Origin of the sequence: Micromonospora sp. NBC_00860, from assembly GCF_045207375.1 — a bacterium.
Lineage (GTDB): Bacteria > Actinomycetota > Actinomycetes > Mycobacteriales > Micromonosporaceae > Micromonospora > Micromonospora vinacea.
This window is the reverse complement of record NZ_CP108825.1, coordinates 6058147-6070381: the sequence shown is the minus strand read 5'-3', so window position 1 is coordinate 6070381 and position 12235 is coordinate 6058147. Positions and strand designations below refer to the sequence as shown.

9 protein-coding genes are annotated in these 12235 nt (G+C 72.9%); 5 read left to right on the top strand and 4 right to left on the bottom strand.

Going from position 1 to position 12235, the window contains the following annotated elements:
- The first annotated feature begins 90 nt into the window (after positions 1 to 90).
- Together OH804_RS27980 and OH804_RS27975 are read left to right on the top strand one after the other, a co-directional pair.
- Positions 91 to 1461 carry a hypothetical protein gene (locus OH804_RS27980; RefSeq protein WP_406060534.1) on the top strand — a complete coding sequence of 457 codons (1371 nt, stop codon included), beginning with the start codon at positions 91 to 93 and terminating at the stop codon, positions 1459 to 1461.
- Between the two features lie 96 nt (positions 1462 to 1557).
- The gene (locus tag OH804_RS27975; protein WP_196920394.1) at positions 1558 to 2460 is read left to right on the top strand and encodes a sulfurtransferase; all 903 of its coding nucleotides are present in this window, start codon (positions 1558 to 1560) and stop codon (positions 2458 to 2460) included.
- A gap of 98 nt (positions 2461 to 2558) precedes the next feature.
- Here OH804_RS27975 and OH804_RS27970 read toward each other — a convergent pair whose 3' ends face one another.
- From OH804_RS27970 to OH804_RS27960, 3 genes are all read right to left on the bottom strand, one after another.
- Positions 2559 to 3752 carry a hypothetical protein gene (locus tag OH804_RS27970; RefSeq protein WP_196920395.1) on the bottom strand — a complete coding sequence of 398 codons (1194 nt, stop codon included), beginning with the start codon at positions 3750 to 3752 and terminating at the stop codon, positions 2559 to 2561.
- Complete coding sequence (locus tag OH804_RS27965; RefSeq protein WP_145791953.1) at positions 3749 to 4297, bottom strand: SigE family RNA polymerase sigma factor; 549 nt, start codon at positions 4295 to 4297, stop codon at positions 3749 to 3751. The genes OH804_RS27970 and OH804_RS27965 overlap by 4 nt, the downstream gene beginning before the upstream one ends.
- Positions 4298 to 4367: 70 nt before the next feature.
- Positions 4368 to 4949 (bottom strand): TetR/AcrR family transcriptional regulator, encoded by a 582-nt coding sequence (locus OH804_RS27960; RefSeq protein ID WP_196920396.1) that lies wholly within the window; start codon positions 4947 to 4949, stop codon positions 4368 to 4370.
- A gap of 106 nt (positions 4950 to 5055) precedes the next feature.
- On the opposite strand from OH804_RS27960, the gene OH804_RS27955 reads away from it, so the two are divergent.
- Positions 5056 to 6213 (top strand): FAD-dependent oxidoreductase, encoded by a 1158-nt coding sequence (locus OH804_RS27955; protein WP_406060531.1) that lies wholly within the window; start codon positions 5056 to 5058, stop codon positions 6211 to 6213.
- Here OH804_RS27955 and OH804_RS27950 read toward each other — a convergent pair.
- The gene (locus OH804_RS27950; protein ID WP_406060529.1) at positions 6210 to 7433 is read right to left on the bottom strand and encodes an MFS transporter; all 1224 of its coding nucleotides are present in this window, start codon (positions 7431 to 7433) and stop codon (positions 6210 to 6212) included. The genes OH804_RS27955 and OH804_RS27950 overlap by 4 nt on opposite strands.
- 121 nt (positions 7434 to 7554) lie before the next feature.
- On the opposite strand from OH804_RS27950, the gene OH804_RS27945 reads away from it, so the two are divergent.
- Both OH804_RS27945 and OH804_RS27940 read left to right on the top strand, forming a co-directional pair.
- Positions 7555 to 9342, top strand: a complete 1788-nt coding sequence (locus tag OH804_RS27945) for an HSP90 family protein (protein WP_196920398.1) — start codon at positions 7555 to 7557, stop codon at positions 9340 to 9342.
- 2 nt (positions 9343 to 9344) lie between these two features.
- Positions 9345 to 12221: a hypothetical protein gene (locus tag OH804_RS27940; protein WP_406060527.1), complete on the top strand. Its 2877-nt coding sequence runs from the start codon at positions 9345 to 9347 to the stop codon at positions 12219 to 12221.
- Positions 12222 to 12235: the final 14 nt, after the last annotated feature.

Sequence of the window (12235 nt, the reverse complement as noted above, 5' to 3'; positions counted from 1 at the left end):
ATCGGGGTCGCCCGATGTCCGCCGCCCTCGATAGCATCCCCTGCCCCCGCTGATCGGAACGCGGGGACATCGGGGAAAGGTGGATGAGGGATGACCCTCATACCTGGCACGACGACATCCGCAGGACCGGTCCGGGCACTGCTGGCCGTGGGGCTTTCCGTCGCGGTCGCCGCCGGGGCGCTCACGCTCACTGCCGCGCCGGCCGCAGCTGACGACGCGCTCTCCGTCGGCGACAACCAGCCGCCGGGTGTGCCGACCGAGTTGCAAACCTCCGGCGAGCCGTGCACGACGGCCGAGCCGTACCAGTTGTGGCAGAACGACGACCTCGCGCTCTCCGCCGTCCTGCACGACCCGGACGTCGACGAGACTGGTGGCACCGACCTGTTGACCGCGACCTTCGCGCTCTGGCCGGTCGACGAGCCGACGGCCCGGATCGAGCGGTTCGGGTTCAACGGCCGTGAGGGCGATCGGGAGAGCGCCCTCTTCGAACGGGAAACGCTCACCCACGACCGGGTGTACGCGTGGCAGGTCCGGGCGACGGACAGCCAGGCGACCGGCGAGTGGAGTGGCCTCTGCCATCTCCGGACCGACTTCCAGGGCCCGGAGGTCGCCCCGGTCGTCACCTCCACAGACTTCCCCGTCGAGGGCTGGCACCCGGCGCTGCCCGGTCAGTTCACCTTCGACGCTGCGGCGACCCCGGACGCGGTCGGCTTCCGGTACGAGCTGCTCGGCAGCGACGGCGTCCACACGGTGTCGGCCGACCGGCCCGGTGGCTCGGCCACTGTCACGCTCCACCCGGATGCGGGACCCGGCACCGTCGTGGTGCAGAGCCTTGACGCGGCCGGAAACAGGTCGCCCGAGGCGCGGTACGAATTCCGGGCCAGCGACGTCGCACCGATCGTCACCGGCAGACTCACCGAGATCGGCGTGCCGACCACGTTCACTGTGCAGCCGCAGATGCCAGGGGTGGTCCGCTACCGGTTCCAGCTGGACGGCGACCCCGAGCAGACGGTGGAGGCCGCAGCCGACGGCACCGCCACGCTGACCGTCACCGCCACCCGGGGTGGCAACCGGACGCTCTCCGTGACCAGCGTGACCGCCGACGGCGTGACCGCCACCACGACGAGCACCTTCGCGCTGTCGACCGCCCCGAAGATAACCGCGACTGTCTATCGGCAGGGCGCCACCAGTGGGGGGCCGGGCGTTCCCGGAGTCTTCACCTTCACCCCACGCCTGCCTGACGTGGTCAGTTACAGCTATCGCTTCAACACGGTGACCAGCACCGTGACCGCGGCGGCCGACGGCACCGCGTCGGTGACCTGGACGCCGACGAAGGCCGGGCTGACCATGCTCACCGTCTCAAGCATCGACCGGAACGGCACCCAGTCGACTTCGACGTCCTTCATCTTCTTCGTCGGCAACCTGCCGCCGAGCAACCCGGCGCAGGCCGGCGACCAGTAGACCGCCGACCGGCCGGCCGGCCCACCATCCCGTGCGGGTGGTGGGCCGGCCCCGTTACAGCGGTCGTGGGGGGCGATCCGGCGTACCTTGGGGATCATGTCTGTGCCGAACGATCCCGATCCCCGCCTCCAGTCGTACGCGGACCCGCAGCGGCTGGTCACCACCGAGTGGCTGGCCGAGCATCTGGGCGACGAGGGTCTCGTCGTCGTCGAGTCCGACGAGGACGTGCTGCTCTACGAATCCGGTCACATTCCCGGTGCCGTCAAGGTCGACTGGCACCTGGAGCTGAACGATCAGGTCACCCGGGACTACCTGGACGCCACGAGCTTCGCCGAGCTGTGTGCCGCGAAGGGCATCGGCCGGGGTGACACTGTCGTCTTCTACGGCGACAACTTCAACTGGTGGGCCGCGTACGCCCTCTGGGTCTTTTCGCTGTTCGGCCACGCCGACGTGCGACTGCTCGACGGTGGCCGGCAGAAGTGGATCGCCGAGGGGCGCGAGGTGACCCGCGACAAGCCGGCTCGTCCGCGCGCCGACTATCCGGTGCCGCTCCGTGACGACGCGCCGCTGCGGGCCTTCCGTGAGCAGGTCATGGCGCACGTCGCCTCCGGCCGGCCACTTGTCGACGTCCGGTCGCCGAGCGAGTACACCGGCGAGACGCTGCACATGCCGGACTACCCGCAGGAGGGTGCGCTGCGAGGTGGGCACATCCCGGGCGCGGTCAGCAAGCCGTGGAAGTCCGCCGCCAACGAGGACGGCACGTTCAAGTCCGCCGACGAGCTGAAGGCGATCTACGCCGACCAGCTCGGGCTGAGCCCCGACGACGACGTGATCGCGTACTGCCGGATCGGGGAGCGGTCCAGCCACACCTGGTTCGTGCTGCGGCACCTGCTGGGCTACCCGCAGGTGCGCAACTACGACGGCTCGTGGACCGAATGGGGCAACCTGGTCCGGGCACCAGTCGTCAAGGGTGACCAACCCGGCGGCCTGGCCGCCTGACCAGATCCTCGTGTGATCGACTCGGGTTCCCTGATGTCGGGCCGTCCCTCTAGCTGGGACACCGCGATATCAAGGAACCCGAGTCGACCCGATCCTCGTCAGCTAGCGAGCGAGAACACGCCGCGCAGCTCGCGGACGATGCCGGTGATCTCGCCGGTCTCCGGGTGCCAGCGGGCCAGGGCAGCCGGTTCCAGTCGGAGCAGCACCGCGCCCTTGTTGTCCCAGCCCAGCACCTCGCAGCAGCCCTTGCTGCGGTCCCGGCCCAGGTCGAGCAGGTGGAGCACGGCGCCGGTCCGCGCGTCCAGCACTGCCGCCCCCTCGGCCCCGTCGATCTCGCTGTTGGTGATCCAGGCCGCCCGGGCCAGCCGTTCGCCGTGCAGCCAGCCTCGGCCGTAGAACTCGTTGACCTGGTAGGGCGAGGGCATCCCCGAGGCGTTTATTGGCTGTTCGGAGCGGAGTTCGCCCTCCCGGGCGGTCCGGCTGCGCAACTTCAGGCTGGTCCGTTCGCCGTACACGTCGATCAACGGGGCCTCGCGGCCGGCGGCCGGGTCGGGTGCGATCAGCTCCCAGGTCGACACGTCGATCGTGCTGGCCGCCCCGGTGACCCGGTCCACCGCGTACGTCCGGTCGTCGCCCCCGACCAGCACCCGGTCGTGCGCCCACACCACCAGCTCCAGGTAGCCGTCGAGCGGTATCCGGCGGACGGCCGCCGTGGTGAGGTCGACCATGATCAGCTCTTTGGTCTGCGCGAACGCCGCCGACCGGCCGTCCGGCGACAGCACTCCCGGCTTCACGGCGGGCGCCTCGTTGCCGCTCGCGTCCCGGGTCGGTGCCAGCGTCACCACGTCGAGGCTGCGTACCACTCCGTCGTTGCCGAGCACCCGGACCGGGCCGTTCGCGTGATACTCCTCGTCCAAGGGCTGGAACAGCGCCAGCGCCCGCTGGACGGGTCGCTCGGAGAGCGGCACTGTCGCCGGATCGCCGAGCTTGGCCAACGGATCGGGCGGGAAGGTCAGCTCGGCGGGCGGTTTCTGCACCGGACCCGCGTGGGTGGGGTCGACGGTCGGGGTCACCGTGGGGCCGACCGGAGGGACCGGCGCTGGATCGGCGGGAGGTCGCAGTGCCGCCACCGTGCCACCACCGACCAGCACCACCGCCAGGGCGACCCATCCGACGGACCGCCGGGTTCGCCGGGTACGTCGAGCCCGCTCCCATCCGGCGGTGGCGGGCTGGCTGGGCAGCACGTCCTCGGCGCTGATGGTCAGCAGTCGACGCAGATCCTGCTCGTTCACGGGTTCACCTCCAGACCGCTGGCCAGATCGGCCGAGCCCTGGCTCGGTCGGGCATCGCGGGCGAGGTCCGGAGCGACCTCGCGGAGTCGGCGCAGCGCCGCGTGGCACTGGCTCTTCACGGTGCCGACGGTCACCCCGAGCGCCTCGGCGGTGGCGACCTCGGTCAGGTCCTCGTAGTAGCGCAACACCAGCACGGCCCGCTGCCGTGGTGGCAGGAGGCCCAGCGCGTCATGCATCGTCAGTCGTAGCGCGCCGTCCCGGTCGTGGGCCACCTGGTCCGGCGGAGCGGCGCTGAGCCATTCCCGCCGTCGACGACGCCACCACGACACCGAGTCCCGGTAGAGGATGGCCCGCACGTACGCGGAGGGGTCGCCGTCGCGGACCGAGGACCAGCGCAGCGCCAGCTTCAGCAGCGCGTCCTGCAGGAGGTCCTCGGCCTGGTGCCGGTTGCCGCAGATCAGGTAGGCCGCGCGGAGCAGCCGGTGCTGGTGGTTCTCCACGAAGGCGAGGTAGCCGTCGCGTCCGTCGTCTCTCGTCGGCGCCATCCGTCCCCCTCCCGGCCGTCGCGGTGTACGCGTCATCTGGCAGACGCACGGGAGGGGGGAAAAGGTTGGGTCAGCTCGGTGGCGTTCCGGTCAGATAGCGCTGAAGGGTCGGCGCGATCCAGGAGACCAGCTCGTCCGGGGTGGTGTCCACCATGGGCGGCAGGCGGACGATGTACCGGGTGAAGGCGAGGCCGAGGATCTGACTGGCCACCAGGCCGGCTCGTTGAGCGGTCAGCGCCGGGTCGCCGTTGAACGTGGCCACGGCGGCGGTGAGCTGGTCGGCGAAGATGCCTCGCATGCGTTCGGCCGCGCCGGGGTTGGTGCTGGCGGCGCGCAGCAGCGCCACCAGCGTCTCGTCGCCCTCCCAACGGGCGAGGAAGTGCCGGACCAGCGCCTCACCGAGGTGGGCGGGCGGCACCGAGGTCAGGTCGGGCAGGCGTAGGTCGAACTCTGCCGCCGCCGCGAAGAGCCCCTCCTTGCTGCCGTAGTAGCGCATGACCATCGACGGGTCGATCTGGGCGTCGGCGGCGATGGCCCGGATCGTGGCGCGCTCGTAGCCGTCCGCCGCGAACCGTTCCCGGGCCGCTCGCAGGATCGCCGCCCGGGTGGCGTCGGAGCGGCGGGGCTGGGTCGACTGGTCGGACGGGGTCATGCCAACGACCGTATGCCAACACCCGTTGACACGCAATCAACAGGGCCTTAGCGTTGCCAACAAGTGTTTGCCAACAGGTGTTGGCAACGGTCTGTTGGAGGTGGCCATGCTGCCCACGAACACCGACGTCCTGGTGGTGGGCGCCGGCCCCACCGGTCTCGCCACCGCGTTGACACTGGCCCGGCGCGGAGTCGAGGTGACAGTGCTGGACCGGTTGGCCGCGCCGCCGACGACCTCCCGCGCCGCCGTCGTGCACGCGTACACACTGGAGGTGCTGGACCGGATCGGCGCCGCGGCGCCGCTGATCGCCCAGGCGGTGCGGACGCCGCGCTTCACAGTGCGCGACCGGGACAGGGTGCTGCTGTCGGTGCCGTTCCACGAGCTGCCGTCCCGCTTCCCCTACGCGCTGCTGGTCTCCCAGGCGGTCACCGAGGCCGTGCTCACCGAGAAGTTGGCCGAACTCGGTGTCCAGATACGACGGTCACGCCAGCTCACCGGGCTGAGCCGCGCCGGTGACGGCATGCTCGCGCAGGTGGACGACGAGGCGCTGCGCGCCCGATTCGTGGTCGGTGCCGACGGTCTGCACAGCACTGTCCGGCAGCTGGCCGGCATCGGCTTCACCGGCAGCAGCGACGAGGAGTCCTTCGTGCTCGCCGACGTGCGGGTGCGCAGCGTGCTGCCCCGCGACGAGGCGGCGCTCTTCCTCGCCCGCTCCGGGCCGCTGGTCTGGGCGCCCCTCCCCGGCGGGGTGGTCCGGTTGGTCGCCGCCGTGGCGACCGCCCCCGCCGAACCGGACGCCGCCTACCTCCAAGCGCTGCTCGACGAACGCGGCCCGGCGCGACGACCCGACCGGGTGACCGAGGTGCTCTGGGGCTCCCGGTTCCGGGTGCACCACCGGATCGCCGACACCTTCCGAGCCGGGCCGGTGCTGCTGGCCGGCGACGCCGGGCACGTGCACAGCCCCGCCGGCGGGCAGGGCATGAACCTTGGCATCTGCGACGCCGTCGCGCTCGGCACCGCAGTGGCGGACGTGCTCGACGGTGGCCCGGAGACGCTGCTCGACGACTACACCGCCCGGCAGCGGCCGATGGCCGAGGACGTGCTGAGCTTCGCCGCCGGGCTGACCAGGTTGGCCAGCGTCGCCCCGGCCCGCCGGCCCGCCCGGGACGTGCTGCTCCGGCTGCTCGGCGCCGTCCCACCGGCCCGTCGACGCATCGCGCTGCGCCTGTCCGGGCTGTCGCACCGGGAGCCGACGCCGGGTTAGGCCACGCCGCTCAACACGGCGGGGGCGACCGGCCGCAGTGTCCGCCACGCGGCGAAGGTGACCAGCGCGAACGTCCCCGCCGCCGCGCCCGTCACCGGCACCGTGCCGTACGCCGCGGCGGCCAACCCGGCGAGCGCCGCCCCGAGCGGTGCGGTGAGCAGACCGACCATCCGCTGGGCCGCACCGACCCGACCCAGCAGTTCGCCCGGCACCTGCCGCTGCCCGTACGACGCCCACAGGCTGTTCCACACCACGGTGCCGGCGGCGAAGACGGCCAGCGCGATCCCGCCCGACACCGGATGCCGAGCCAGCGCGAAGCCGGTCAGCGCCACGGTCTCCACGGCCAGCACCGCACGCAGCGCCGGCACCGTACCGAGCCAGGCGGCGAGCCGACCCGCCCCGAGCGCCCCCACCACGCCCCCGACGATGGCCGCGGCGGCGAACAGCCCGTACCCGGCCGGCGGCACCCGCAGCACGTCCAGCGCGTAGAGCACCAGCACCGCCATGATTCCGCTGATCGCCAGGTTGCTCGCGGCGGTGAGCACTGTGACCCGCCACAGGGTCCGGTGCGCCCGCAGCCAGCGCAGCCCCTCGACGATCTCGCTCCACACCGAGCCGCGCCGCCGTTCCATCCCTGTGGTGATGGCGGGAGGCGGACCGAGGGCCAGCACCAGCAGGGCGGCTGCCGCGAAGGTGAGGGCGTCGAGGGCGAACGGGAGGGCCGGGGCGACGGCGAACAGGACACCTGCGGCGGGCGCTCCGAGGAAGCCACCCGCCACCGCCGACCCCGCCTGGAGCCGACCGTTCGCCCGGGGCAACGCGTCCGGCGGCACCAGCGCGGGGAGCAGCGCGAACGAGGCGGAGTCGAAGAGAGTGCCAAGGGTGGCGAGCAGGAACGCCGCCGCCAGCAACACCAGGACATTGACCCGGTCGAGCGCGACCACAACGGCCAGCGCCGCCACCACTGCCGCGCGTACCCCGTCGACCACCGCCATCGTCCGACGGCGGTCCCACCGGTCCGCGTACACGCCGCCGAGCAGGCCGAACAGCAGCGGCGGCACCTGCCCGGCCACCGTGACCGCCGCGATGATCCGCGGGTCGCGGGTCACGGCCGCGGCCAACAGGGCCAGTGCCGGGGTACGCAGCGCGTCCCCGAACCGGGACGAGACGGCCGCGGACCACAGGAGCCGGAAGTCCCGGCCCAGAGCGGAGGAAGTCATGCCGGCGACCGTGCCGGTTCGACCCGGTCGAGGGTCAAGCCGCCGGGCGAAAAGGGGACCGCGCCTGTCGGTGATCATGGGTACGGTGAGCGCCGGCATCGGGACCGGGGAGACATCAGGCGTGGACCACACTTTCCAGGTCGACCTACGTGGCGTGGTCGACCTGCTCAGTCATCACCTCTACGGCAGCCCGCGGGTCTACGTCCGCGAACTGCTCCAGAACGCGGTGGACGCGATCACCGCCCGACGCCGGGTCGAGCCGGACGCGCCGGCGCTGGTACGCATCGAACCCCCGGACAGCACCGGCGACGGCACGCTACGGGTGCACGACACCGGCATCGGCCTGACCGAGGCGCAGGTGCACGAGCTGTTGGCCACCATCGGCCGCAGCTCGAAGCGCGACGAGCTGGGCTTCTCCCGGCACGAGTTCCTCGGCCAGTTCGGCATCGGCCTGCTCTCCTGCTTCCTGGTGGCCGACGAGATCCAGGTGCTCACCCGGCACGGCGACGACCCCACGGTTCGCTGGACCGGGTACGCCGACGGCCGTTACGCCGTGACTGTGGCCCCGCCGGAGGAGGCCCGCGCCGAACCGGGCACCACTGTCACCCTGGTGCCGCGCCGTGACGCGGACCAGTGGTTCACCACCCCGACCGTCACCGACCTGGCCCGCCTCTTCGGCGCGCTGCTGCCGGTCACCGTCCGCGTCGGCGACGTCGTCACCACCACCGGGGAGCCGCCCTGGCCGACCACGCCGGGTGCGCCGGTGGACCGCGCGGCGTTGATCCGGTACGCCCGGGAGACGCTCGGCGTGGACCCGTTCGACGTCCTGCCGCTGGCCGTGCCGGAGGCCGGGCTGACCGGTGTCGCCGTCATCCTGCCGACCCCGGTGAACCCGGCGGCCCGGGCGGGGCACCGCGTCTACCTCAAGCGGATGCTGCTCACCGAGAACGCCGACGGGCTGCTGCCGGAGTGGGCGTTCTTCGCGCACTGCGTGGTGGACGCGACCGAGCTGCGCCCGACCGCCAGCCGGGAGGCCCTCTACGAGGACACCCTGCTGACGGCGACCCGGGAGGCGCTCGGCGACCAGGTGCGCGGCTGGCTGGTCCGGCTGGCCCGGCACGACCCGCACCGGCTGGCCGAGTTCCTCCAGGTGCACCACCTCGGCGTGAAGGCCCTGGCGTTGCACGACGACGAGATGCTCCGGCTGGTCGACAGGTGGTGGCCGATGGACACCAACGTCGGCACGCTCACCCTCGCCGAGTTCCGGGAGCGCTACGGCGTGGTCCGCTACGCGGCGAGCCTCGACGAGTTCCGTCAGCTCGCCGCGGTGGCCGCCGCGCAGGACCTGGCGGTGGTCAACGCCGGATACACGTACGACACCGAGTTGATCGAGCGGCTGCCGGTGGTGGACCGCTCGGTGCTGATCGAGCGGCTGGAGCCTAGCGACCTCACCACCCGCTTCGACGCGCTCGACCCGCAGGTGGAGTTGGCGCTGCGACAGTTCCTCGCGGCCGCACAGCGGGCGGTCGAGCGGTCCGGCTGCGAGGTGGTCATCCGGGCGTACGACCCTGTCTCGCTGCCCGCGCTCTACCTGGTCAGCCGCTCGGCGGCGTTCAACGACCAGCTCGCGGCCAGCCGGGACCGGGCTGACGAGCTGTGGGGCGGTGTGCTCGACGCGCTCGCCGCCACCGCCCCGCCGGACCGCCCGCAGCTGGTGCTCAACCACCGCAACCCGCTGGTCCGCCGGGTAACCATGCTGGGCGACCCGGAGTTGGTGGGGCTCGCCGTCGAGGCGCTGTACGGGCAGGCGCTGCTGCTCGGCCACCATCCGATCCGCGCTGCCGACGCGGCGCTGCTGAACGATTCCTTCCTCGGCCTGCTCGGCCGGGCTGTTCCGGGACGGGAGTGAGCATGAGCGAAGAGGATCTGTGGCGGGTGCTGCGCGGCATCTCCGACATGCCGTACGGGGCGGGGCAGATCGCCGCGCTGGAGCAGCTGCTGCGCCGGGTGGACGCCGCCGACGACAGGCACCTCGCGTTCGTCACCCGGATGCAGGCCACCACCGGCTACATCTACGGCGGTGAGCCGGCGAAGTCCTTCGTGACCTTCTCCTGGTGTCTGTCCGAGTTCGACAGTGACCCGCAGCCGTACCACCAGCGTCACCTGCACAACCTGCTCTGGCACTTCAAGTACATGATCAACGGCCTGCTGAACTTCCCGGAGGTGCCGCTCGACCGCACGTACGCCGTGCTGGACGACATGGAACGCCGCTACCGGGCTGGCGGGCACAGCCTGCAGGCCGTGCACAAGCACCGGTTCCGGGTCGCCGACCACGTGGGCGACGCCGAGGCCGCAGCGCACTGGTACCGGCTCTGGCAGACCACCCCGCGCGACGCCCTGTCCGACTGCGCCGGTTGTGACCCCACGAGCCAGGTGGGACACCTCGCCGACACCGGGCGGGACGTGGAGGCGGTGGAGCTGGCCGAGCCGGTGCTCGCCGGCCGGCTCAACTGCAACGAGCAGCCGCAGTCGATCCTCACCGCGCTGCTCCTGCCGTACCTGCGGACCGGGCGGGTTGAGGAGGCGCGGGACGCGCACCGGGAGGCGTACCGCCGGCTGCGCGGCAACCTCGCCAACCTGTGGGACATCGGCGACCACGTCGAGTTCTGCACGTTGACCGGCAACGAGGCGCGGGCGGTGGAGCTGGTCGAACGGCACCTGGACTGGCTGGACCGGCCGCCGTCGCCGGCCGCCGCCATGCACTTCGCGGCGGCGGCTGCCGCGGCGCTGCGTCAGGCCGGCGCGTCGAGCGTGTACCGCCGGGCCGCCGAGGGCCGGCCGGCCGCTGAGGTGTCGGCGGCGTCGTTGGCGGACGAGCTGGCCGAGACCGCCACCGGCCTGGCCGCCCGCTTCGACGCCCGTAACGGCACCAGCCACCAGTCGGAGTGGATTGCCCGTCGGCTCGCCGTGCAGGCGAGCGGGGACCATGTGCCGTTGTCGGCGAGCGTCCGCCGCCGCCCGGCCCGCCTGGTCGGGGGCGAACCGGTCGCCGGGCCGGGCACACAGGCGTCGTCCACCGGTCGCGTGCGAGCCGGTAAGGGTGAACGACCCGCCGTGACCGTGCCCGCCGACGCCGGCCCGGACGATCTGCTGGACCTCGCGGAGCAGGGTTGGGGCCGGCACGACCGGGCCACCTTCCGGGCGGCGCTGGTCGCCTTCGACGACCGGTTCGGCTCCGCCGAGCTGCCCGCCCGCACTGCCGCGCACCGGCTGGCGCTGCGGGCGTCGGAACGTGGCGAGGAGAACGACATCGAGGGTGCGATCACGCTGAACCGGGCTGCGCTGGAGTTGTACCGGGAGGCGGGCGCGGAGGTGCCCGCCCAGACGGTCGCCGGGCGGCTCGGTGTGCTGTTGACCCGCTCCGACGAGGACAGCGAGGAAGGGCTACGGCTGGCCCGAGAGGCGGCCGAGGTCCTGGACCGGCTCGGCGACGCCCGGCAGCGGGCGGCCGGACACGAGCGGGTGGCGTTGACGCTGCTGTACCGCGAGCGGTGGGCGGACGCGCTCGCCGCGCTCGACCGGGCGCCGGCCGACGCGGGCGGCGACCGGCACCTGGCGGCCCGGATCGCGCTGCACCGGGGGCACCTGCTGGAGGAGTCCGACCGCGTCGAGGAGGCCCGCGCCGCCGTCGACGAGGCACGCCGGATCGGTCGGGAGTTGGGCGTCGACGAGCTGGTCACTGGCGCGTGCCTGGCCTACGCGCGGCTGGTCGACGATCCGGCGGACGCGGTGGCCGCCTGCGACGAGGCGTTGGAGGCGGCACCGGTGGAGGCGGAGTTGCCGGTCCGGGTCGCTCGCGCCCGCGCGTTGTTGTCGGCCGGCCGGGCCGTCGACGCGGTGGACGACTTCGTCGAGGCGGTGACGCTGTGCGTGGAGCGGGGCGCCGAGGGGGACGCGTTCCTGCGGTGGGAGCTGGCGAACGCGTACCGGATCGTGGGCCGGCTCGCCGAGGCCGCCGAGGTCGCCGAGGAGGCCGTGCTCGGTCTGGATCGGTTGGGCGCCCAGGCGGAGGCCGACCGCTGCCGGCACCTGCTGGCCGGCGTCTACGCCGGGCTTGGTGAGACCGACGCGGCGTTGGCCCTGTTGCAGCAGCTGGCCAGCAACCTGGATGGGCCGGACAACCTTCCGCACCGGGCGCAGGTGCTGGAGGAGGCCGGCGGGATCCTCTACGACGCCGACCGGGACGCGGCGGCGGGTGAGCGGTTCGCCGCCGCCGCCGAGGCGTACCGGCTCGGTGACCTGCCGGTGGACGAGCTGCGCGCCCGCCGACGGGAGGCGTACGCCTGGTTCTGGGCCGACGACCGGGACGCGGCGTTGCGTGCCGTCGAGGTGGTGGACGGGTTGGCGGCGAAGCTGGCCGGGCAGGCCGAGCCGCAGGTGACGTACGAGCTGGCGATGGCGGCCGAGGCCGGAGCGCGGGTTCTCACCGGGGAGGAACGGCTGGACGAGGCGCTGGGCCGGCTCACCGGGGTGCCGGACCGGTTGCGGTCGATCGAGGCGTTCGGCGAGGCCGCCCAGGTGGAGGCCCTCATCGGTGAGTTGCTGCTGCGCCTGGACCGGCCGGCCGAGGCGGAACCGCTGCTGCGCCGCGTGGTCGGTGGGCTGCCGGCCGGATCGCGGCAGGTCCGCCAGACTGCCTGGCTGCTGGCTCGGGCGCTGGATCTGCTCGATCGGCCCGCGGAGGCTGCCGCGTTACGTGCCGAGCACGACCTGGACCAGGACGACTGACCCTCGCTGGCCGC